Raw genomic sequence first — 22,198 nt, 5'->3', positions numbered from 1 at the left:
ATGAGCGAGCCGGGCAACGGTGACCTGATCGGTTCGGGCTGGGCCTTTCCCGGCCAGATCACGCCGGGTGGCAGCGTCCGCCTCGTGCGCGGCGACGAGGAGATCGACGCCGCGCTGCGGATGATCCTGACCACGGCGCCCGGCGAACGCGTGATGCGACCGGACTTCGGCTGCGCCATGTGGGAACAGGTCTTCGCGCCCGTCAACGCCAACACCCTCGGCCTGATCGAGCAAAGCGTCCGGGACGCGGTGACGCGGTGGGAGCCGCGGGTCGAGCTCGAAGCGGTCAGCGCCGTGCCGGAGGGTGACGGGTCGATGATCTCGATCGACATCGCCTACCGGGTCAAGGCCACCAACGACCACCGCAACCTGGTCTACCCGTTCTACGTGATCCCCCAGGAGGAACCGGCGCCATGAGTCTCCCCGCGCCAAATCTCGACGACCGCCGGTTCCAGGACATCGTCGACGAGGCGAAACGGCGGATCGCGCGACACTGTCCGGAGTGGACCGACCACAACGTGTCGGACCCCGGTGTCGCGCTGATCGAGCTGTTCGCCTGGATGACCGAGATGATCCTGTACCGGCTCAACCAGGTGCCCGACCGGTTGTACGTGAAGTTCCTCGAACTGGTCGGCATCGAGCTCGCGTCGGCGTCACCCGCCCGTACCGACATCCTGTTCACGCTGGCGGCCCCGCCGGAGCAGTCGATCAGGGTGCCCGGTGGCACCCAGGTCGGCACCGAGCGCGGGCACGGCGAGGACCAGATCGTGTTCATGACCGACACGGACCTGATGCTCGTGCGGCCGAAGCTGACCGCGTTGCTGACCAGGACCGACGGCCGGTTCGAGAACAAGACCGATGAACTGGGCCTGGAAGGCACGCAGATCCCGGTCTTCCCGTCGCTGCACGTCGACGACGCGATGTACCTGGGCTTCGAGGAAAGCCTCGAAGGCAACCTGATCAGGGTCGACATCGAGGTCAGCGGCGCGGCGGGACGCGGTATCGACCCGCGCGATCCACCGAGGGTCTGGCAGAGCTGGAACGGCAGGGACTGGTCGAACGCGAGGGTGCTGACCGACACCAGCGACGGGTTCAACACCTCCGGCGAGGTCACCCTCCTGCTCAAGGGACGGCACGAGAACCTCGCGATCGGCCCGGTCCGCGCGCACTGGGTGCGGGCCAAGCTGGTCGACCCGGCCGTGGCAGGCCGGACGTACGACACCCCACCGCTGCTCGACTCGGTCAACGTGGTGGGCCTCGGCGGCGCGGTGGCGGCTCACCACGCCGAACCCGCACCCCGCGAACTGCTCGGCACGAGCACAGGCGAACCCGGTCAGGTGCACGTCGTGCGCCGCGCGCCCGTCCTGCCCCGGCGAGGCGCCCGGGAGCGTGTCGAGATCCTGCCCGCCCGGCGTGAACCCGGCGTGGACCCGGATCCCGTGCCGTGGAACGAGGTCGCCGACTTCACCGACGCGACCGAGGCCGACCGCGTGTACACGTGGAACGGCGCGACCGGCGAGATCCGGTTCGGTCCGAGGGTGATCGGCCGGGACGGGCGGATCCGCCAGTACGGCGCGGTGCCGGAGGAAGACGCGCAGATCTGGGTGACCGGCTACCGCTACGGCGGCGGGCGACGCGGCAACGTGGGCGCGGGAAAGCTGACCGTGCCGCTGAGCGCGATCCAGTCGGTCGACTCGGTCAGGAACCTCGAACCGGCGACCGGCGGCGTCGACGCGGAGTCGGTGGAGAACGCCAAGGTCCGCGGCCCCCTGTACCTGCGCGGCGGACACCGCGCGGTGACCGGCAAGGACTTCGAACGCCTCACCCGAGCCGCAGCGCCGGGGGTGGCCCGCGCCCGTTGCCTGCCGCCGCTGAAAGCCGGTGACCCAGTGCGGTTGCTGGTCGTGCCACGCAGTGACGTGGCACCGGAGACGATGAAGCTCAAGGACCTGGCACTGAAGCAGGACCTGGTGAACCAGATCAAGGGCTACCTGGACGGGCGGAGGCTGCTGACCACCCAGGTCCGCATCGACACACCGTCGTACCAAGGGATCACGGTCGTCGCCGAGGTCCACGCAGCACCGACAGTACGGCCGGAGAAGGTCCGTGAGGACGCCGAACGCGCGCTGTACGCGTTCGTCAACCCGATCACCGGCGGACCAGACGGCAACGGCTGGCCGTTCGACACGGACCTTTCCATCGGAGACATATTCTCGGTGCTGCGTGGCGTCGCGGGAGTGTCCCGTGCCGAGACCGTGCACATGTTCCTCGCGGACCTGCGAGGCCAGCAGCAGCCGGAGCAAGCAGGGCAGCGCGTCCAGCTGGCGAAGGAAGAACTGTTCATGTCGGTGTCCCACCGGGTGGTGGTCCGCCAATGACAGGCAACGGACACGTGGGCTGGCTGGCCAACCAGCTGCCCGCCGCGATGCGCGGGGACCGGGTGATAGCCGGGTTCGTACGCGCGTTCGAGGAGATCGGCGACTCGGTCCGGGAACAGGTCTCCGACATCGAGTACGAACTCGACGTCAACCTCGCCTCCCCGGAAATGCTCGCCTACCTGGCCTCGTGGATCGGCGTGGACGTCGATGCCGCGATGCTGACAGCCGAAGACACCAATGTCCGCGACGCGCAGAGAAGACTGATCCGCGCCGTCGGCCAGGCGCTGGTGTGGCGGGGAACCAGCCGCGGCCTGGAACTGCTGCTGGAAGCGTTGACCGACAGCCGGGTCGACGTGATCGACTCAGGTGGCGTGTTCGGGCCACGGGACGACGTGCCCCAAGCATCCCACGTGGTGACAGTCGAACTGGACCACACAGGCCTGCTGACGAAGAAGCAAGTCATGACGTTCCTCGCCGAGGAACTGCCGATAGGTGTGCGAGTGGACCTGGTCGTCAGGTCGGAGAAGCAGGAGCAACGATGAACTGCCCAGAGTGTGGCCAGCCGGTGCCACAGCAGGGCGCGAAACTCTGTGCGCACTGCGGATACCCCCTTCTGCTGGACAAACCGGCCCACGTGGAGCCGCAACCGCAGAAGGTCACCCACAAACCTGCGGAAGAGGGCGTGGTCAGCTACACCGGCCAGATGCCCCACCCACCACCACAGCGGTCCTACCAACCGCCGCCCCAACAGCAACCGTACCGCCAGCCACCCCCGCAGCAGCAGGTCATGCGCCCAGACCCAGCCCGCGCACTGGGACCGCACTGCCCACAGTGCCGCCAGATAAATCCCCCACACCGCAAGCGCTGCGAGATCTGCGGCTGCGAACTCTGGCCAGGCGCAGCCTTCCCACCGCGATGGATGCCAGAACCACCACCGGTAGCCGCAGGCCCGAAGCGCAAAAGCCAATGGTGGAGGACAGCACTGCTGATCGGACTGCCAATCATGGCCATGGGAACGGTGTGGGCCCTGGCGTACTTCCTATGACCCGCAACGCACCAGTCAAGCCGAAACCCAAGAGCAGCAACAGAAAGGGTCGAGGCACACGAGTGGTGTCGGCACGGCCGAAGGTCCGAGAGTGACAGTAGGGGGACCGGAGGCCGGGGAGTGGCGTCGGCGAGGCCGAGAGTCTGAGAGCAACGGGGCGAAACCGAGGGCTCCAGAGTGGCGCCAGAAGAACGAAACCCAACAGCGGCGCCGATTTCACAAAGGGTAGGGGCGCCCGTAAGCTCGTCGGCGCGGAGAGCCCCGCCACTTTGGAGAGGGCCGCGCTTTGGCCTGCGACAAGGGCTCCTCCTTTGCGCTCGAAGAGGGCGCCCCAGGGCCCCTTTGTCAAATCGGCGCCGCCCCAGCCCACCAAGAGGTCACGAACCGGAGCAAGACGAACCGAAGCAAGACGAAAGTCAAGAGTCGGGACAAGAAGGACCGGGCGGCGCAACAAGAGCCACACCGCCCAACCCACAAGAAAACCTACGGAACGCTGGTAAAACCAACGCCCTTGAGCAGAACGTTGGTCCGCCCACCCCGATCCGGAGCGACACCGGGACTGAGACCGAAGATCACTTCACGAACAGGCTGCCCACCCTGAGGAACCTGAAAAGGAATCGGAACCCGTTCCCCGATCTTCGTGGCCGTACCCTCGACTGGCAGCTGAGTCCCGTCGGCGAAGACCATGGTGGCGGTGTACTTCGTCCCCTGAAGGCCGGTGAAGTAGACGTTCACCGCGGTGGCCGGTTTGGCGAAGGTCATCCTGACCGGAACCACGTTGCAGTCCCGTGCCTCGGTGGGGATGCCCGTGGTCAGGTACAGCCCCGCACCCGCCACCGGCACTGTCGAGTTCGGGTTCGGCCGGTTGATCTTTATCCACAGTTGCTTCGCGTTCTTGCACTCGATCGGGCCTCGGTCCGGCAGCGCCGCCAGCGTCAGGCCTTTGGCGGCGTAGTGGTCCGATTCGATCGGGTCGTTCTCGTCGGCCGGCTGGCCGGTGGCGGGGTTCTGTTCGAAGTCGATGGTCGTGGTCACCGGCACCGGAGCGGGCGCACCGGAAGGGCCAGGCGGCGCCGGTGTAGGTGCCTGTGGGTTCGGCGGTGGCTGGGGCGGGGCCGAAGCCGGGTTCGCCGGTCCCGACTGCTGAGGTGGTGGCTGCTGCGGGTTCTGTTGCGGGTTCGGCTGAGGTTGGGGCAGCGGTTGCGCTGCTTGCGACGTGTTCGCTGAGACTTCCGGTTTCCTGATGTCACGCAACAGCAGCGCACCACCGACCGTGGCACCGCCAAGAACCGCCAGCCCGGCGGCCAACGCCCCGAACTTCATCCAGCCGCCACGGATCTTGGGCCGCTGCACGAACGAAACCGGTTTCTCCACCACGGTCTCGCCCGCGTTCGCCCGCAGCGTCGCCGCCCGCCGCTTCTCCTGCCCTGTCAGTGGCTGGTCGGAGTTCACCGTCACCTGCGACCCGGCGACCATGCCGGGTTCGAGACGGATCTCCCTCGGCGCGAACTTGAAGCCGACCCTGTTCTCCGGGTCGCTGCCCGACAGGGTCACGGCCATCGGCATGTTGCCCTCGTTGGCCAGGTTGACCACGTAGTTGCCCACTTTGCCGCCGTTGGCCACCTCGGGCTGCACGTTCATGGTCAGCGCGGGCGCCGGGCGCACGTCCAGCGGAAGCTCCTCGCAGCGGGATACTTCCTTGCTGTACGGGGACTTCACCACCAGACCCAGCGTGTACGGCCCGGCGACCATCCCGCCGCGTTCCGGCACCGAGACCTGCATCCGCAGGGTGCCGACTTCCTTCGGGCGCAGCTTCACCACGTCCGGTTCGCAGCGGACCAGGTCCGCGCTCGGCAGGCCGACCACCTGTGCCGCGAAGTGCTCGACGACCTGGCTGGCGTTCTGGACCGTCACCTCGACGTCCGCGGACTCGCCCGGCCCCAGCGAGATCCGCTCCGGGCTGACGGTCACCTTCATCGCGATGGCCATGGATGATCATCCCTCGATTCGTGGTCCGACCCAGGAAGCCCAGTCCTGGCCTGCGGAAGGACCTGCGTTGAAACGGAACCTGACCTGGGTGGCGCCCGCGTGCGGGGTCAGGTCGACGTTGATCTGCCGCAGCACCCCGTCGGACGCCGAGTCGGCAACAGACGCGATCGTCGTCGCGGCACCACCCCTGATCACGCTGACGACGAACGTGCCGCCACCCGCCGACGGCGGGCTCTGCACGGCCATGAAACCGACTGTCACCTTGAACCGGTCACCGGCGACCACCGGGCGGGGCAGGGTGTACGTGCCTTCGATGTAACCGTTGTCGACCCATTGCGGGTGCGTTTCCAGGAAGGCTGGCGTCGAGCGGTCTTCGAGGTAGAAGCCGCTGCGTGGCTTCACGAAGCCTTTCACGTCGCCGTCGCCCCCGTTGTACGACAGTGTTCCAGCGCCGGTTCGCCATGCCGCGCTCCCAGCTCGGGCAAGCAGGTCGATCGCGGCCGGTTTGCCCGACGACACCTGCAGCGCCACCATCGTCTGCGGTGCGACGACCTTTCCGCCCGCCGGGTCCTGTGCGAGGACCAGACCGGCGGCGACGGTGTGGCTGGCGACCCGCTTCACCGTTGTGCGGAGGCTCGCCTTGGTGAGCGCGGTGGTCGCGGCGTTCTCCGTCTGCCCGATGACCGTCGGCACGGTGGTGTCCGGTGGTTTGGTGACCTCGATCGGGCGTGACGTGGTCGCTGTCTGCCCGTCCGGCATGGTCACCTCCACGCTGACCTGGTACGTGCCGAGCGCGGCCCACTTGTGGCTGACCATCGCGCCGGTGCCCTTCTGGGAATCACCGAACGTCCAGGTCGCGTGGGTGGGCGCGGTGCCGTTGCTGTCGTCGACCTTCAGCGTGATGCTTTCGTTGACGACCGGGCTCGCCTTCGACGGCGTGATCTTGATGACCGGCTTCTCCGGCGTCGGCGGCGGATCCTGGGTCGGCGGCGGCTCAGGTGGCGCCGGCGGTGGTGGGGGAGGCGGTGCCGGCGGAGGTTCGTACGGCGGCGGAGGCGGTTGTGGCGGAAGCGGGTTCGCCGGTGGCGGTGTCTGCGGTTGCTGTGGTTGTTGTGGTTGCTGCGGGGGAACAGGTACCTGCGTCGGATCCTGTTGCTGGTTCGGCTGGTTCTGTTGTTGCTGGTTCGGTTGGGTCGGCACGCCCTTGATGGGCGCGGTCAAGCCTTTGTTCGGGTCCTTGGCGTCGTACTTCGCCACGTTCAGCACGGTTCCGTCCAGTGTGATCACACCGGCCTGGTCGGACTCCGCGTCGTTGAAGAAGACCACGCCGTCCCTGGACACCAGCTGGAACTGCCGTGCGGTCTTGAGCACCTGCGGCCGGGCGAGCACGCTCCGCTTGTCCAAGTCGACGATCCAGACCTGGCCGGTGGTGAAGTCCGGCACGAACAACCGGTTGCCCGCCTCGACGGCCGCACCGAGCTTGCCACCGGCCAGCGGGACGGCGTTCGAGCAGCTTTCCTCGTCCAGTTCGCAGATCGTGAGCACGCCACGCGGTGCGACGACGTAGAACCGTTCGCCGTACGGTGAACCGCTGACCTGGACCTCTTCACCGTTGCGCAGGTCGAGGTCGATCGTGGTGCTGGTGGCGCGGATGAGCGGGTCGAGCACGGTCGCCTTGCGCGCCGCGACGTCCACCACCACGGGCCTGCCCTTGGTGATGGTCAGCAGGCTGCGTCCCGGTCGGCTGACGCCCTTGATCTGCTCGGCTTCGCTGTCGTCGGAGATCATCCGCACGTCACCGGTGGCGTTGTCGGAGATCCAGAGCCTGCCGCCGTCGTCGATCCCGGTCGTGCCCGGCGCGATCTGGGCGGCCAGGCTCTTGGCGTCGCTGAGCGCGCGCCCGGTTCGTGGGTCGGCGTTGGTGAACAGCCCACGTTGAGTGTCCACGATGTACAGCTTGCCCGAACCCGCGAACGCGGTGAGCCCGCCGCGGGCACCGGCGATCGGGGACTCGGGTGCGCTGACCTCGAACGTTGCCCCGTCGATCCGCCGAATGGTCCCCGCCGTCTGATCGACCGCGTACGCGTTCGGCCCGGCCTGCACCACGTCGAGCACCGAGCCCGGCGCGGAGACCTGGACCTGCGCGGAGACCTCGGTCGACGGCCCGTCGAGCAGGCTCAGCTGGCCGACCCGGCCGGACGCCAGCCACGCCGCACCGGACAACAGCTTGACGTCCTGGACCTCGTTGCCACTGTCCACACCGGCCACAGCCATCCCGCCGACGGCGATCACGGTGGACACGGCGGCTGTCGTGTTGCGAATCCACGCTTTTCGCAGGGATAACGGTGTCATATCCCCACCTTCCGGTATCTGGCTGCGGGTGGGCGTGATGTGAAGACGCCCAGGCAACGACCCGCGTTGCTCTCACCAACGGATATCGTCGTGGTCCCGTCGACCGTCACGGCAGTCATCCCCTGGTCAGCCTTTCCAGCGCGCGCCGGCGCCGTCGTTCGTCACGCCATCGGGCGTACAACGGGCGCGGGTCGAGCCATGCGCGAATGGTCAACAGTGGACTGCTGGCCCGCCGCAACTCGTCGCGCAGCTGGCTTTCCAACTGCCACGCCGTCTCGGCCGCTGTGTCCTCCGGTTCGGCGGGCTCGAACACGGCGGATGTCACGATCGGCGCGAGCACGGCCAACGCTCCCGTGCCCTCGTCGCCGATCCGTTCCCGTGCCTGGTCGGTGATCTCCCGAGGAGTCGATGCTGCTGTTATCGGAACACCGTGTTCGATCAGCTTGTCCGTGGCCTGCTGCCACGCGCCGATGATCCGGGCCGCCCGGCTGCCGGAACGGCGTCGCCGCCGTCTGCGGAACTTCTCGGATGCCACGGCGATCGGCGTCAGCACGACGAGACAGCCGAGTCCGATGACGACGAACAAGGCCCAGTCCAGCACGGTCAACACGCCTTCGCCGAGCCTCGGCAGGTTCGGGTCCTCGGCCGTCTGCGACGCCGTCGAGTTCTCCTCCGGCCGGTTCTCGTCCGCCGGGGTCTCGGTTTCCTTGGGTTTCGGCGCGTTCGCCGGGTGCCGCTTCGGGTCGGTCGGCTCGAACGCCACCCAGCCGTACCCGGCCAGGTTCACCTCGGCCCACGCGTGCGCGTCACCCGACTTGACCTGGTAGGTGTCGCCCTTCTGGCGCTGCTTGTCGAGCAGGTAGCCGAACGCGACCCTGGCCGGGAAACCCTGCGTCCGGGCCAGCACCGCGAACGCCGACGCGAACTGCTCGGCGTACCCCACCTGTTCGTTGATGTTCGGGCCGAACAGCCTGCTCAACGCGTCGTAGGAGTGTCCGGGGCGGGTGTCCAGGCTGTACGGGAAGGACTGCATGTACTTCTGGATCGCCATCAGCTTGGCGTACGGCTCGGACGCGCCCGCCGCCAGGTCGTTGGCCTTGGCCAGGATGATGTCCGGCAGCCGGGGATCGACGCGCGGCAGCTCGGTGTACCGGGTGGAGTCCGAGACGTACGGCACGCTCTTGTCCAGCCCGGTCTGCCTGCCGATCTCGGTGACCAGCCGGTAGTTCCAGCCACCTGGTTGCTGGTCGGTCGCGAGCGTGCCCGACGCCTTGCTGTAGCCGACCCTCGGCGCGCCCGAGATCGACACCGGCGCGCCGATTTCAGGCAGATACTGCCCCGGCATGCCGGTGACCTGGATGTCCATGGTCACCCTGCGCGGGTTGAGCAGCGACTCGTCCTGCGGGAGTGTCCTGCCCGCGAGCAGGAACTGGTCCTGCGCACTCCACATCGCGCCGTCGAACTTGTCCAGTGCGACGGTCCTGATCCGGTCGACCCCGGCGGTGTCGCCGGTCAGCCTGACCGTGAACATGTCCGCGTCCGGCTTGCGCAACTGGGACTTCAACGTGGCCAACGGGTTGATCAGGTCGTCGATGTTCAGCGGCGGTTCGACCACCTCGCGCAGGTCGAACCGGCTTGCGCCGTCCGCGAGCGGCACGAACCGCATTCCGGCGATGCCCGCGACGACCGCGACAGCGACGACAGGCAGGCCCAAGAGGAAGCGCCCCCACAGGGCTTTCGCGTTGATGGTGCGCGCCAACGGATCAGACGTGCCCGCGCGGATCAAAGCCAGCACCAGCACCAGCGTGAGCAGGACGCCGACCGGCGCCACGCCACCGACCGGCCGCGGCGCCGTGATCGGCAGGGCGAGACCGAACGCCACGACAGGCGGCAGGACCGGCGCGAGGAGGGACTTGGTCCGCAGCACCAGGCTCGCCGCGACGATCCCGGCGGCGAAGCAGATCAGCGCGGGCGTGAACTCCAGTTCACCGCTCGGGTCGGCGGGCAGGTTCACCGACAACATCCTCGCCCAGCCCGAAACCAGGCCGGTCGCCACCGACTTCAGCGTCGTCCACGTGGGAATGCCCAGGTCGAGCGTGTCACGGGACACCGCGAAGATCGCGACGACGGGGAACCCGAACACGCCCGCGCCGACGGTGACCAGCGCCGGCCAACGCCGGATCGCGGCGACCGCGCCGATCAGCACACCCGCCGCGGCTGCCGTGAGCGTGGAGATCAGGTAGCCGAGATCACTGTAGTACTTCAAGTACAACAGACTGGACACACCGATCGCGACACCGGCCAGCACCAGTTGCGTGTACGCGGGGAACCCCATCCTCAGCCGTGGCTGGCTCTGCGGGATGTGCTGGCGTGCCCGTTTGATCTTCCTGCCTGCCGGGGGATCCGGGTTGAGCAGCGCCGACTGGGTCACGCTGATCGTGTGCGTGACGTTGCCGCCCGCGCTGCTGGGGCCCGCGGGCGGCGACTGCGGCCGGATCGTGGTCACTTTCGCACCAGCTTGTTCCAGGCGTCGGCGAACTCCTCGACCGTCCGGGCGGTCAGCGACACGACCCCGTTCAACGGTGTCGGGGTGTTGTGCCTGCCGGAGAACTGGATCAGGCTGAGCATGAGGAAATGCCTGCGAACCGTCGGCAACACCGACAGCACCCGCGGATCGGGTGTGCCTGTCACGACGCCGAGCGCGACGCTGTCGTCCGTCGACACCATGCCGGGCAACGCTGTCAGCCCAGGGTCATCACGGGTTGCCTTGGCGGCAGCCAGAAGATCCAACGCGGGCACGGCTCCGTCGTACGCCCGGTCACTGGCCGCGACACCACCGCTCGTGGTACGCAGCTCCAACGGGAAACCGCCCCGGATCGCGGCGATCGCCAGCGACGCCGCCGCGCTGACCGCCGACTCGAACGTCTGCTCGGAGTAACCGAGCGAATTGGTGTCCAGTACGACCATCAGCCGTGGCTGATTGGGAACGACGTTGTGCCGCACCATCATCTGCCCGGTGCGTGCGGTCGACTTCCAGTGGATGAGCCGCCAGTCGTCGCCGGGCACGTATTCCCGCAGGCTGTGGAACGCGACACCGCCCTGCGGCGCGTAGCTGGAGGTCGGCCCGTCCATGTCCCTGGTCTGCCCGGTCGGCACCGGTTCGACGGTCACCAGCCGCGGATGCACGTACAACGTGGAGAACGCCGAGAACACCGTGCCGACACGCATGAGCCGCAGCGGGTCCGTGTGCCCGATCGACATCGGGCCCACCTGGTGGATCCCGCGGCGGTTCGTCGGCAGGTAGTACGTCGTGGTGTGCTCGCTGCCCGCGGCGAGGCTCGGGATCGGCACCTGGACCTCGCGGTTGGCCAGCTGCTCGGTGGCGAGGATCGGCGGGCTGCGGCGTTTGGACTCGTTGGTCAGCGTGATCACGCCCATCGCCTTCTCACCCTCGGAGACTCGCTGCGGACGCACCTCCCGCACAGCGGAAAGGTCGGGGCGCAGGACCATCCACGCACCGGCGACGGCCAGCGCGGCCAGTGCGGCGAAACCGAGCGCGATCAGTTCCGGGTAGTCGGCGAGCCAGCCGAGCGCGAGCAGGACGGCCGCCGAGACGGCGGTCGCCACACCGGAACGGGTAGGCATGTCACGCCCCGACAGGGGCTTGCGGCACCGGCACCGCGGTGAGGATGCGGTCGATGATCCCCTCCGGCTTGAACTCCTGCACCGCGGCCTCGGGCGTGAGCACCAGCCGGTGCGCCAGAACGGGCTTGGCCATCTGCTTGACGTCGTCCGCGGTGACGAACGCGCGGCCGTCCACCGCTGCCCGCGCCTGAGCCGCCGTGGCCAGCGCGTTGCTGGCACGAGGGCTGGCGCCGAGCTTGAGTTGGGGGATGGTCCTGGTCGCGTTGGTGATGGTGACGATGAACGCCTGCAGCGCCGGTGCGACGTAGATCCCGCGCACCACCTCGATCATCTGCTGCAGGTCGTCGATCGTGCAGACCGGTTGCAGCTGTTCGGGCAGCCTGCGGGCGATCGCGTCGCCGACGATGCGGACCTCGTGCTCCGGCGTCGGGTAGCCGATCCGCAGCAGCATCATGAACCGGTCAAGCTGGGCTTCCGGCAGCGAGTACGTGCCCTGCTGGTCGACCGGGTTCTGGGTGGCGATCACGAAGTTGGGCCGCGGCAGCGGGTACGTCACACCGTCCACAGTGACCTGCCGCTCGGCCATCGCCTCCAGCAGCGCCGACTGGGTCTTCGGCGACGCGCGGTTGATCTCGTCGCCGAGCAGGATGTTGGCGAAGACCGGCCCCTCCTTGAACTGGAACTGGCCCTTGCTCGTGTCGTAGATCTGCACACCGACCACATCGGACGGCAACAGGTCGGGCGTGAACTGGATCCGGCGCATCGAGCCGCCGATCGAGTGCGCGATCGCCTTGGCCAGCGAGGTCTTCGCCACGCCCGGCACGTCCTCGATCAACAAGTGCCCTTCGGCGAGCAGTCCGACAACGGCGTTCCAGATGACGTTGGTCTTGCCGTGGATGAAGTGCTCGACGTTGCGGACCAGGTCGTTGCAGCGGCGCTGGACCCAGCCGACGCGCTCGGCGAGCTGAGTGCCGTAGGTCATCGCCGCCCCCAGACGTGATCGAAGCAGACTTGTGCTGCCGGTTCGGCGAAAACACTATTCCGGTTGGACTCCCGCTGCCTGCCCGAAAGTGCAGCGATATGGGCGCATGGCCGTGGCGAGAAGTGATCGGGCGGGCGAATGGCACCAAACGTCACACTGTGACCTCTACTGTTTGGCGGGTGACCTATCCGCTGGGCGTCGATATCGGGACTACGTACACCGCCGCGGCGTTGTGGCGTGAAGGCCGGGTGCAGACCGTGCCGCTGGGAAACCGCGCCAACGCTGTGCCGTCGGTGTTGTTCCTGCGCGACGATGGCACCTTCGTGGTCGGCGAAGCCGCGTCACGGCGTGGCATCACCGATCCGGACAGGATGGCCCGCGAGTTCAAGCGGCGGATGGGTGACGACGTGCCGATTCTGGTGGGTGGCAGGGGATTCACCCCGCACCAGCTGACCGGCGAGGTGATGCGCTGGTCGCTGGGCCGCGTGGCCGAACTGCAGGGCGGCCCGCCGAACCACGTTGTGCTGACCCATCCGGCGTCATGGGGTGAATACCGCAAGAACCTGCTCGTCCAAGCCGCCACCCAGGCAGGACTGCGCGAGGTGGGCCTGCTGCCGGAGCCGGTGGCGGCGGCGACGTGGTACGCGGCGCAGGAACGCATCGAAGCGGGTTCGCTGATCGGGATCTACGACTTCGGCGGCGGAACGTTCGACGCCAGCGTGGTCCGCAAGACGTCGACCGGCGTGGAGATCTACGGCGAAGCGGGCGGCGACGACTCGATCGGCGGCATCGACTTCGACCACGCCCTGTTCAGGCACGTCGGCGCCCAGGCGGGGGTGGACGTCGCGCAGCTGGACTTCACCGACCCGGTCGTGTCCAGCGCGATGGCGCAGCTTTTCAGCACGGTCGTCGAGGCCAAAGAGGCGCTGTCGGCGGACGTTGAGGTCGTGGTTCCGGTGGTGCTGCCCGGTGTGAGCCGCCAGGTGCTGATCACCCGTGCCGAGTTCGAGGATTTGATCAAACAGCGGGTGCTCGGCACGGTCGGCGTGTTCGGCCAGGTCGTCCGCCGGGCCGGGGTGGACCCGGCCAAGCTGCACGGCGTTCTGCTCGTCGGCGGGTCGAGCCGGATCCCGTTGGTGCGTCGACTGTTGTCGGCGGAGCTGGGCATCAGGGTGGCGGTCGACGCGCACCCGAAGTACACGGTCAGCCTCGGCGCGGCGATCGCGGCGGCACCGCGAGCCGTGGGAATCAGATCGTCCGGTGGTTTCGCCCCGCCCGGCCGTCCCATGGCGCCGCCGCAGGGAAACCCGCTGTACAACCAGGCTGCTTCACGGCCGATGGCGCATCCGCCCGCGTACCAACCGGGCCAGCGCTCCCAATCGGCGATCCCCGCACCGCACGGCCCCGGTCAGCGGAGTATGGGTTCGATCCCGCCGCCGCTGCCCAACGGCCCGCAGGCGCCCGCGGTCAGCGAGAAGGTCGACCTGGCCAGGTCCGGCCTGACCGGGGTGACGGACATCCGGACAGTGCTGAAGTCGATGCAGCCCCTCGAACCGGTCGCCATGCGGCCGCCACCCCGTCCCGGCGACCAGTTCGCCGAGGTGCGCACGAAGGACAAAGGCGGGAAAGGCCGGGGCAGGCTGATCGCGTTGCTGATCGTGCTGGTGATCGTGGCTGTGGTCGCCGGGCTGATCTTCTTCGTGATCAACAAACCCTCCGGTGGTGACGCGAAGCGGGGGACCGACGAGAGCGCGCAGCCCATCGCGGGCCCGCCTGCGGTCGGGAAGATCACGCTGACGGGCCAGCCCCTGGTGATCCCGCCGGAGGGCACCGACGAGATGACGGCGGTCACCGGCACGGAGAACGGCGACGTGGCCGCGGTCGGCTTCTCGCAGAGCCGCGAACCACGCGCCTGGCTGAGCAAAGGCGGCAAAGAGGACTTCGTCGAAGCCGAGGTGGGCAAGGACGGCCAGGGCCTGATCCTGGACGTGACCCCGGTCGGCTCGACGTTGGTGGCGGTGGGCTGGACGGGAACGGGCCAGAAGAAGCGGCCGGCTGTCTGGACGTCACCGGACGGCGCGAAGTGGGCGTTGCTCCCGGTACAGGGGGACCTGAACGCGACATCCGGCTTGAAGGAGTTCAACGCGGTGGCCGTGGGGCCGGACAACAAGCTGATCGCCATCGGCCGTGACGACCGCAACGACAGCAAGGACGGCGACGCGGCCGTCTACGCCTCCGGCGACGGGAACACGTGGAACCTCGTTCCGACAACAGGTCTGTCCGGCACAGGACCGCAGAACGTCGAAAAGCTCACCACATCCGACGACGGGCAGTTCGTCGCGGTCGGATCCGTGTTGCAGGGAGCCAAACGCGGCCCGGCGATCTGGACCTCCAAGGACGGCCTCAAGTGGGAGCAGTCCCCGTACATCCCCGAAGGAGCGCCGAACCTGAAGGGGATCGCCCGCCTGTCGGACGGAACGCTGATGGTGTGCGGGTCGATCGGGTCAGGCCAGCCGCCGCCCTTGAGCTGCTGGACGCAGACGAAGGACCAGCGCTGGGAGCGCTGGAACGTCGGCAGCGCACAGAATTCACCCCGCGCGATCTTCCTCAACGGCATGTACCCGGTGCAGGACAAGCAGGTCGTGATAGTCGGTTTGGGCCAGGCAGGTGACAGGAACACCACTGACGCCGCCATGTGGGTCGCCAGCTTCGGGCAACGCACCGGCTCCTAGGCCGGCGTGGCACGCATCCGGAACGCGACGATCAGCGTGAGGACGATGACCACGGCCATGGCGAGGAAAGCGTCGGAGTGCGCAGCGCCCGCGTGACCCGGGAACAACGGGTTGACGGCGTCGCCTCCCCGGCGTGCGGTCACCAGCGCACCGGACAGTGCTGGACCGGCGCCTGCGCCGAGGAATTGGGCCCCTTGGAGGATTCCGAGCCCGACGCCGACCTGGTCGGCAGGCAGCGCACTCGCCGCCGCGCTGATGATCGGGGTGATCACGAGGATGAAACCGGTGCTGAGCCCGAGAACCCCGGCCCCGGCGGGGATGACCGACGCGCCTGCCGTGAAGGTCGACAGGAACAGGGTGAACACGCCCATGAGCGCGAGGCCGATCAGTACCAGCGGCCGGGTGCCGACGCGGTCGGCGAGGCGACCGATCAACGGTGACAGGAGCGTGACGGCGACCCCCGCCGGGACCATGACCAGCGCCCCGGCCCCTGGGGTGAGCCCGTTGACGTCGACCACCAGCAGTGGGACGAATACCAGGACGCCGAGGTTGACGGTCATGGCCATGGACGCGACGAGAACGGCGATCCGGTAGACCCGGTTGGTGAACAACGCGGGTGGGACAAACGGTCGCGCGACGCGAACCGTACGCCACCCGGAGAGCCCGATCACCGCGACCGCCACCACGAGGCTGACCCACGACGAAGGCGCGGCGAAACCAGCGACCTGGGCCTGGGTGATGCCGAACAGGAAAAGCCCGGCGCCGAGGCCCAGCAGGAGACCTCCGGCGAGGTCGAACCGGGCGGTGCCCGTGGACGGCTCGCCCGGCAGCACGCGCCACGCGGCGGGAAGCAGGACCAACGCGACCACGAACATGAGCCAGAACAGCGCGGGCCACCCGAAGGCCTGGCCGATCCCGCCGCCCAGTGCCGGTCCGGCGGCGGTGCCGATGCCCGTGGCCGCCGAGACGACGCCGATTCCCATGCCTCGTTTGCCCGGCGGCAGCAACCTGGTGACGGCGATGATCGAGAGGACCGGCAGCGCGGCGGCGCCGACACCCATCACGATCCGGCCGAGCACGAGGACGAGCAGATCCGGGGCGAGCGCGCAGACCAGGCTCCCGGCCGCGTAGGTCACCAGTGCGAAACCGAAGAGCCGTCGCAGGCTCACGCGGTCGGAGACTCGGCCGTAGAACGGGATGCCGACCGCGAACGTCAGCAGGAAGCCGGTGACGACCCACGCGAGTTCCGCTTCGGAGGCCCCGAACTGGGCGCCGATCGACGGGAGCATGAGGTTGACCATGTCGCTGGCGACGACCGTGACGAGCACCGCCGGCATGAGCACCGCCAGCAGGGCCGGCCCTGAGCCGGTTCGTTCCGTTGTGGTCATGGGGTTCCTCCACACAAGTCTTACTGCAACCAAAATGGTTGCAGTTTGGGTGTGAAAAAGCGGAGGGTTCACCTCCGCCGTGGTGTCGGTCAGTGGCGCTGGTGGGCGCGCTCGCTGGCCAGCACTTGCTGGACCAGGTGATCGATGGTCGTTCGGCCGAGACGTTCCCGCATGGCCTGTTCCGCGTCCTGGAACTCCATCTCGAGCAGGTTCTGCATGTGCCGTCCGACCTCGCAGGCGTCGCTGGGTGGATGCGCGTGCCGCGACAGGATCGGCCCCGCTTCCACCGCTGTGTACGCGTCGTACAGCGTGATCTCCCGTGCTGGACGGGCGAGCAGCCAGCCGCCGCCGCGTCCCTCGGTGGACAACACCAGGTCGGCGTCCCGCAGGCTGCCCAGGATGCGTCGGACGAGCACCGGGTTGCTCGCCAGGCTGTCCGCGATCTCGGCGGACGTCAGCGAGCGGTCCCAGCGCGCCAGCATCGTGAGCGCGTGGATCGCCACCGCGCTCCTGCTGCTGAGACTCACCGTGCCCCCTGTGCGCCCGACTTAACTGCAACAACCGTAGTTGCAGTCAGGTCGGGCGTCAATCCCGGGCTCAGCCGTTGCCCGGACCGCGCGGGACGTTCGTCGGACGCTGGAACGCGGTGGTCTTGTCCTCGGGAGACGGCGGCTTGCGGATGGTCTCCGTCTTGTCCACCGGCGGCGGACCCGGGTGGCGCCGCGGTGGCGCCTGCCGGTCGCCCCCTTGCGGTGGCTGCGGGCGCTGCGGAGCCATCCGGACAGCGGCGGCCAGCCCCTCGCAGGTCCGCTGCAACACCTGGGCGGCACGCGTGAAACTGGGATCGATCAGCTGGTTCTGCGCCACCCGCCGCCAATGCCCGTGCATCCCGCTGATCGCGGCGTTGACAGTCTCAAAAGGAGCATCCGGGCGCAGGTTCAGCCGATCCGCCACCGAAGCGCCCTGCCCACCGAGCAGACGTTCCATCACGGCGATCTGCTCAGTCGGCGCCTGCACCGACCCTGTCCGCAGCTCCGTCAGCAACCGCAGCTCGGTCAGCTCGTGTGCCCCCGCGCGCAAACGCTCAACCGCCTGACGCAGGCGTGGCGCGGCCGGAATCGGGTCGTTGCGGGTGATCGACTCGATGGCTCGCAAGGCACCGTCGGCCTTCAACACGTCACGGCGTTGCGCGAACTGGGTCAGCAGCAGGTGCCGCAGTTCGCTGAGGCCACTGCGTTCCCGCAACAGTGTGCACAGCTGCCCGCGGTCGACGTTGCCGGAACGCATGGATTCCAAACTGAGCCGCAGCCCGTAGAGGCCGAGCATCGACAGCAGCCGCCCGCGCGACTCGGGATCCACCATGACCGCGCGTGTCGGCGACACGAACCGCCCAGCCGACAACAACAGCGGCATCGTCGCACCGTCACTGGCCGAAGCGATCGCCTTCAGGTCAGCGAATTCCTTCTCGCTCATGGTCGCGGCCGCCTCCGCCAGCAGACCGGCGACCGGCAGGACCGTGTGCACCAGGCTGCGGATCCGGGAATCGGCACGGTACCCGGCCGCCACCTTCCCGGCGTGCGCGATCGCGTCGTCGTCCCCGCCACCGACCTCGTCGGCACGGGAAAGGACGCCGACCGCGTTGACAGGTGTGCTGTCGGACGCGTCGCTGTCGTTGAAGGCGTCAAGGAAGTCGATGTCCGTGGAGTGCAAGTGCCGCATCAGGTACAGCACCGCGTCCACACTGGCCGTCTCGCCGAGGAAGTCCTGCGTCCTGCGACCGGCCGACTCGGTCAGCGATCCCATCCCCGGGGTGTCGACCAGCGTCATCTGGCCGAGCCAGTCGCTGGGCAGCGCCACCTCGATCCGGTCGACGGTCTCCACGTCCAGCGTGCCGAGGTCGAGCGCGTAGCGGCTGCCGTCGTGGTCGAGTGCGAGCCCCACAGGCCTCGTGGCGTGCGGAAAGGCGGTCGCCCGCGGCTGCTGGCCGCGGAAGTACCACGTCACGATCCTCGTGCACTCGCCCGCGTCGGTCGCGGCGATGCGCGTGCCGACGAGCGCGTTGAGCAAAGTGGACTTCCCGGCCTTCACCCGGCCCGCGATCGCCACCCGCAGCGGACCGTCGAGGTGCCTGGCGACGTCGTTGAGGACCCGCCCGCCCTGACGGCCCTGGTAGGCCTGCACCGCGTCGTTGAGCAGTGAACGGACCCGGGCGGCAAGGGAAACTGTCACGACCGGCCCCTCTGCGTCGACACCCGTTCCGCGGTAGCCAGCAGCGCCGACACGCGGTCGAGCTCCGCCTTCGCCGCCGTACCACGGGTTGCCGCTGCCTGCGCGTCGGCCTGTACCGCACGCATCGCGGCTTCCTGCTCGTGTTTGGCCGCCGAGACCATTTCCTGCGCCTGATCCAGGTAGTAGTCACGGATCTTGCCGCGGCTGTGCCGGATCAGGTCGTAGGACGCGCGGTTGGCGTCCACTCTGGCCTGGTTGAGGTACACCGCCGCCGCGCGGAGAGCCTCGGCACGGGCCGCGTCGACCTTCGTGGTCTTGTAGCTGCGCACGGCGCGCCACGCGAACACCGACCCCAGCGCGGCCGTGATCGGCAGGACGATGAGCAGGCTCGGCGCCAGTGTCGTGACCAGCACGGTCGTCACGATCGAGCTGGACAGCGACCAGCCGCGGGCGGCGTGCATCCCGACCTCGAGCTTGCCGCCCTTCTTGCTGGCCAGGTTCTCCAGCTTCAGGTCGGGCCCGATCGACATGTCGCCCCTGCCGATCGCCTCGACCTGCTCGGCGGTCGCGTCGAACAGGGCCGCGACGTCCTCGGCGAGTTCGTCGATCTGCCGGATCAGCCGCGTGTGCGCGTCGGTCATCTCCTCGTTCGCGCGTTTCTGCAGCCACGGCACGATCTCCGCCCACTCCTTGGTCGGGTCGCCCTCCTTGATCCGTTTGGTGACCTCGTTCTCCAGCCTGCGCGAGCAGTCGGTCAGGTCCGCGTCCACGTTCGCCTGGATGTCGGCGAACCGGTCGGTGATCGTGTTCAGCCACCGCGCCGACGGACTGGACAACGCCTTCGCGCGCTCGCCGCTGGCCTCCACCTTGCGGATGGTGGCCTGGCGTTCCTCCGGCTTGGTCAACGCCTTGTGCTCGGTCTCCAGCGTCTCGGCGACCTGGCGCAACGAGTTGCGCACGACACCGGCCGCGGCGAGCACGGACTTCGCGGCGTGGTCGGCGAGCAACCGCGAACCCAAGCGTTCGACCAGCACCGGGAAGCCGCATTCGGCGTTGAGCGCCGGGTCGCCGGTGTCCAGCGCCAGCTCGCGCAGCGTCGACGACACCGCCACGATCTCGGCTTCGATCCCCGCGTCCCGCAGGTGCTGCCGGTCCAGCTCGAGGATCCGCTGCCACTGCGGGTAGAAGTCGGTCTTGGTGAGCACCACGATCAGGTTCGGGCAGACGTCGGCCGCGTGCCTGACGAAGTCGACCTCGGCCGCGGTCAGCTCCTGCGACGCGTCGGTCACCACGATCACACCGTCGGCCAGTGCGAGCGCCCGCATCGTCGCCGCCGCGGCGGCAGCGGCGAATCCGCCGCCGAGCCCCGGCGTGTCGATCAGGACGAGCCCGTCGGCCAGGATCTGGCGTTTCAGCGTGGTCTCGATCGCGCGCAGCCGGGTGCCGTCGTCGGCCAGCCCGGTCCTGGCGTACTCGGCCGCCTTCCTGATGTCGACCTTGATCGGCGGCGGCAGCTGCGGCGCGTCCGCGGGCGCGTCGGTGACCAGGTAGGCGGTCGGCTTGTCGCCGTGCTTGATCGACGTCGGCACGGCCGTGAACGCGACCGCGTCGACCCCGCACACCGGCACCCCGAGCAAGCCGTTGACCAGTGCGCTCTTGCCCTTCTTGAACTCGCCCGCGACCAGCACGTGCCACGCGCCCGTGGTGAGCTGGCGACGGCACTTGATCAGCTTCTCGGCCAGGTCGGGCCGCCCGGCCGAGCGGGTCTCGGTGATCGCGGTGTCGATCAGCTCGAGCATCTCGGCGGTCTCGGCCGCGTTGCGTGATCCGGTCATCGTCAGTGCCCGGGGGTGGGGTCGTGACCGAAGTCGTGGTCAGGAGCGTTGTGGTCGTCCGGCAACGAGTGGTCCTCCGGTGCGATCCAGTTGTGCGCGTTCTGAATGCCGTCGTCCTGGTTGTCGTGGTCGAGGTCGTCGTCGGACCGCGCCTGCGTGGCGGGAGCCTGCGGCGCGTCGGCCGGAGGCGGCGGAGGTGGTGGCGGGGGAGGCGGTGGTGCCGGTGCGGGTGGCGGTTCCGCGTTGGTCATCTGGTGACTGGCGGCGACCGTGGACGGGTTGCGGTCCATCGGCGCCGGGTCGGTGTTCACGCGGTGTGTGAACGTGTCCGTCGGCGGCGGGGGAGGTGGGGGCGGCGGGATGTTGCCGATGCCCGCACCCATCTCCGGCAAGTAGCCCGCGTACTGGAAGCGCTTGGTGTTGGCCTCCCACGACCCGACGCCGTACTGCGTGCCCTTGGCCTCGATCGTCTTGCCGTTGCCCAAGCTGATCGCCACGTGCGCGGCCGACGGACGACCGCCCTTCATCGGGTCGGACGAGAAACTGAACAGCAGCGCACCCGGTGTCTTGAGCGCCTGCTCGACCGACATGGTGGTCCCGCCGTTGGCCAGCTGCCGGTACTGCAGCCACGAACCGTCCGGCACCTTCACGCCTGCCTGCCCCGCGGCCCATTCGACCAGTTCGGAGCAGTCGAACGTGCTCGGGTTACGGTCGCTGACGCTCACCTCGTGACCGAAGACGTACTTGTCGCCGGTTTGCGCCACGGCCGAGTTGAGAAACGTCTGCAGCTTGGTGCCGTCACCCGGGGGGACCGACTGCTGCCCCATGGTCTGACTCGGCGCCGGTGTCGTTGTCGCGGGCTGCTGGGCGCCTGGCGCACGGTCTTCGTCCAACGGTGCGCCGAACTGGGCACCTGCCTGTTTCTCCGCGGGCGCGCTGGGATCGTTCGTACCGGCGGCCATGCTCTGCACACCGTCCGGGCCGACAGGCGCGTCACCGTCGAGCGGGGCGCCGAACTGCGCGCCGGCCTGCTGCTCAGCCGGCGCGTCCGCAGCCGGGGCCACCGCGGCCTGGCGGACGTTGACGTTGTCGCTGGCGCTGGTGGACGCGGCGGACTGCGTCGGCGCGACGCCCTGGCCGCCACCGCGCGCGTCGCCCGCGGACGTGTGGTCGCCGTAGCCGGACACACCGGTCCACATACCCCGGTTGGGCCCGTCGCCGTACGCCTCGGCAGCCGCCTGCGCTTGCTCCTTGTACTTCAGGTACTTCGCGGCGGAGCCCTTGTGCGTCGTCGTCCACGGCGAGATGTCGTCACCGCCCTTGGAGACCTGGAAGGCCGCCCTGGCGTTCTGCACCGGATCGAACAGGTTGATGCTGGCGAACTTCGGGTGCGCGGCCTGGTTGATCTGCCACAGGCCTTTGCTGTTCTCCCCGACGGGGTTGTGCGCGCCGTCGTTGCCGCCGGACTCGGCCATGGCGATCGCGGTCATCGTCGCGGCGCGATCGGGGGAGAACCCCGCCTCGCGCGCGAACCCGTAGATCTGCTCCGCGGAATATCGCGCCATGCCGCCATTATGTTGGACCCCGCCGGTGTGCGGGCGCCATTTCGTGTGCCCAAAAGGG

The 22,198-nt window shown here is 68.7% G+C and carries 15 protein-coding genes; 5 read left to right on the top strand and 10 right to left on the bottom strand.

The genetic code is table 11. The features are described from left to right. From AOZ06_RS35350 to AOZ06_RS62305, 4 genes are read left to right on the top strand one after another with little or no spacing between them, the layout of a single operon-like run. The gene (locus AOZ06_RS35350; RefSeq protein WP_054293345.1) at positions 1-417 is read left to right on the top strand and encodes a GPW/gp25 family protein; all 417 of its coding nucleotides are present in this window, start codon (positions 1-3) and stop codon (positions 415-417) included. Then, positions 414-2,378, top strand: a complete 1,965-nt coding sequence (locus AOZ06_RS35345) for a putative baseplate assembly protein (RefSeq protein WP_054293344.1) — start codon at positions 414-416, stop codon at positions 2,376-2,378. Before AOZ06_RS35350 ends, AOZ06_RS35345 begins: the two co-directional genes overlap by 4 nt. Next, positions 2,375-2,920 carry a hypothetical protein gene (locus tag AOZ06_RS35340; RefSeq protein ID WP_054293343.1) on the top strand — a complete coding sequence of 182 codons (546 nt, stop codon included), beginning with the start codon at positions 2,375-2,377 and terminating at the stop codon, positions 2,918-2,920. Before AOZ06_RS35345 ends, AOZ06_RS35340 begins: the two co-directional genes overlap by 4 nt. After that, positions 2,917-3,423, top strand: a complete 507-nt coding sequence (locus AOZ06_RS62305) for a zinc ribbon domain-containing protein (RefSeq protein ID WP_225952983.1) — start codon at positions 2,917-2,919, stop codon at positions 3,421-3,423. Before AOZ06_RS35340 ends, AOZ06_RS62305 begins: the two co-directional genes overlap by 4 nt. Before the next feature lie 483 nt (positions 3,424-3,906). On the opposite strand, the gene AOZ06_RS35335 is transcribed toward AOZ06_RS62305, so the two are convergent. The 5 genes from AOZ06_RS35335 to AOZ06_RS35315 all read right to left on the bottom strand — a co-directional run bounded on the left by AOZ06_RS35335 (position 3,907) and on the right by AOZ06_RS35315 (position 12,391). Further along, positions 3,907-5,412, bottom strand: a complete 1,506-nt coding sequence (locus AOZ06_RS35335) for a COG1470 family protein (protein WP_054293342.1) — start codon at positions 5,410-5,412, stop codon at positions 3,907-3,909. 6 nt (positions 5,413-5,418) lie between these two features. After that, on the bottom strand, positions 5,419-7,764 hold the full coding sequence (locus tag AOZ06_RS35330) for a PKD domain-containing protein (protein WP_083472132.1): 2,346 nt from the start codon (positions 7,762-7,764) through the stop codon (positions 5,419-5,421). Between the two features lie 115 nt (positions 7,765-7,879). Further along, positions 7,880-10,270 carry a transglutaminase TgpA family protein gene (locus AOZ06_RS35325; RefSeq protein WP_054293340.1) on the bottom strand — a complete coding sequence of 797 codons (2,391 nt, stop codon included), beginning with the start codon at positions 10,268-10,270 and terminating at the stop codon, positions 7,880-7,882. Beyond that, on the bottom strand, positions 10,267-11,409 hold the full coding sequence (locus AOZ06_RS35320; RefSeq protein ID WP_054293339.1) for a DUF58 domain-containing protein: 1,143 nt from the start codon (positions 11,407-11,409) through the stop codon (positions 10,267-10,269). The genes AOZ06_RS35325 and AOZ06_RS35320 overlap by 4 nt, the downstream gene beginning before the upstream one ends. Position 11,410: 1 nt before the next feature. Next, positions 11,411-12,391, bottom strand: coding sequence for an AAA family ATPase (locus tag AOZ06_RS35315; protein ID WP_054293338.1), 981 nt, complete (start codon positions 12,389-12,391; stop codon positions 11,411-11,413). Positions 12,392-12,570: 179 nt separating this feature from the next. Here AOZ06_RS35315 and AOZ06_RS35310 point away from each other — a divergent pair, with 179 nt between their 5' ends. Then, positions 12,571-15,123, top strand: a complete 2,553-nt coding sequence (locus AOZ06_RS35310; protein WP_054293337.1) for an Hsp70 family protein — start codon at positions 12,571-12,573, stop codon at positions 15,121-15,123. Here the strand turns inward: AOZ06_RS35310 and AOZ06_RS35305 are convergent. The 5 genes from AOZ06_RS35305 to AOZ06_RS59220 form a co-directional block, all read right to left on the bottom strand. Further along, complete coding sequence (locus AOZ06_RS35305) at positions 15,120-16,511, bottom strand: MFS transporter (protein WP_054293336.1); 1,392 nt, start codon at positions 16,509-16,511, stop codon at positions 15,120-15,122. The genes AOZ06_RS35310 and AOZ06_RS35305 overlap by 4 nt on opposite strands. 89 nt (positions 16,512-16,600) lie before the next feature. Continuing rightward, positions 16,601-17,038: an RrF2 family transcriptional regulator gene (locus tag AOZ06_RS35300; protein ID WP_236951846.1), complete on the bottom strand. Its 438-nt coding sequence runs from the start codon at positions 17,036-17,038 to the stop codon at positions 16,601-16,603. A gap of 70 nt (positions 17,039-17,108) precedes the next feature. Next, positions 17,109-18,740 carry a GTPase gene (locus tag AOZ06_RS35295; RefSeq protein WP_054293335.1) on the bottom strand — a complete coding sequence of 544 codons (1,632 nt, stop codon included), beginning with the start codon at positions 18,738-18,740 and terminating at the stop codon, positions 17,109-17,111. Continuing rightward, positions 18,737-20,575, bottom strand: coding sequence for a dynamin family protein (locus tag AOZ06_RS35290; protein WP_054293334.1), 1,839 nt, complete (start codon positions 20,573-20,575; stop codon positions 18,737-18,739). Before AOZ06_RS35290 ends, AOZ06_RS35295 begins: the two co-directional genes overlap by 4 nt. Positions 20,576-20,577: 2 nt before the next feature. Further along, positions 20,578-22,140, bottom strand: coding sequence for an NlpC/P60 family protein (locus AOZ06_RS59220; protein WP_054293333.1), 1,563 nt, complete (start codon positions 22,138-22,140; stop codon positions 20,578-20,580). Positions 22,141-22,198: the final 58 nt, after the last annotated feature.

This window comes from Kibdelosporangium phytohabitans, from assembly GCF_001302585.1.
GTDB lineage: Bacteria > Actinomycetota > Actinomycetes > Mycobacteriales > Pseudonocardiaceae > Kibdelosporangium > Kibdelosporangium phytohabitans.
This window is presented reverse-complemented; position numbering and strand designations above follow the sequence as displayed.

What these genes read in the sequence shown, in the direction of transcription:
- AOZ06_RS35350 (WP_054293345.1), top strand. Translation starts at nt 1, where the DNA reads ATGAGCGAGCCGGGCAACGGTGACCTGATCGGTTCGGGCTGGGCCTTT.
- AOZ06_RS35345 (WP_054293344.1), top strand. Translation starts at nt 414, where the DNA reads ATGAGTCTCCCCGCGCCAAATCTCGACGACCGCCGGTTCCAGGACATC.
- AOZ06_RS35340 (WP_054293343.1), top strand. Translation starts at nt 2,375, where the DNA reads ATGACAGGCAACGGACACGTGGGCTGGCTGGCCAACCAGCTGCCCGCC.
- AOZ06_RS62305 (WP_225952983.1), top strand. Translation starts at nt 2,917, where the DNA reads ATGAACTGCCCAGAGTGTGGCCAGCCGGTGCCACAGCAGGGCGCGAAA.
- AOZ06_RS35335 (WP_054293342.1), bottom strand. Translation starts at nt 5,412, where the DNA reads ATGGCCATCGCGATGAAGGTGACCGTCAGCCCGGAGCGGATCTCGCTG.
- AOZ06_RS35330 (WP_083472132.1), bottom strand. Translation starts at nt 7,764, where the DNA reads ATGACACCGTTATCCCTGCGAAAAGCGTGGATTCGCAACACGACAGCC.
- AOZ06_RS35320 (WP_054293339.1), bottom strand. Translation starts at nt 11,409, where the DNA reads ATGCCTACCCGTTCCGGTGTGGCGACCGCCGTCTCGGCGGCCGTCCTG.
- AOZ06_RS35315 (WP_054293338.1), bottom strand. Translation starts at nt 12,391, where the DNA reads ATGACCTACGGCACTCAGCTCGCCGAGCGCGTCGGCTGGGTCCAGCGC.
- AOZ06_RS35305 (WP_054293336.1), bottom strand. Translation starts at nt 16,511, where the DNA reads ATGACCACAACGGAACGAACCGGCTCAGGGCCGGCCCTGCTGGCGGTG.
- AOZ06_RS35290 (WP_054293334.1), bottom strand. Translation starts at nt 20,575, where the DNA reads ATGACCGGATCACGCAACGCGGCCGAGACCGCCGAGATGCTCGAGCTG.
- AOZ06_RS59220 (WP_054293333.1), bottom strand. Translation starts at nt 22,140, where the DNA reads ATGGCGCGATATTCCGCGGAGCAGATCTACGGGTTCGCGCGCGAGGCG.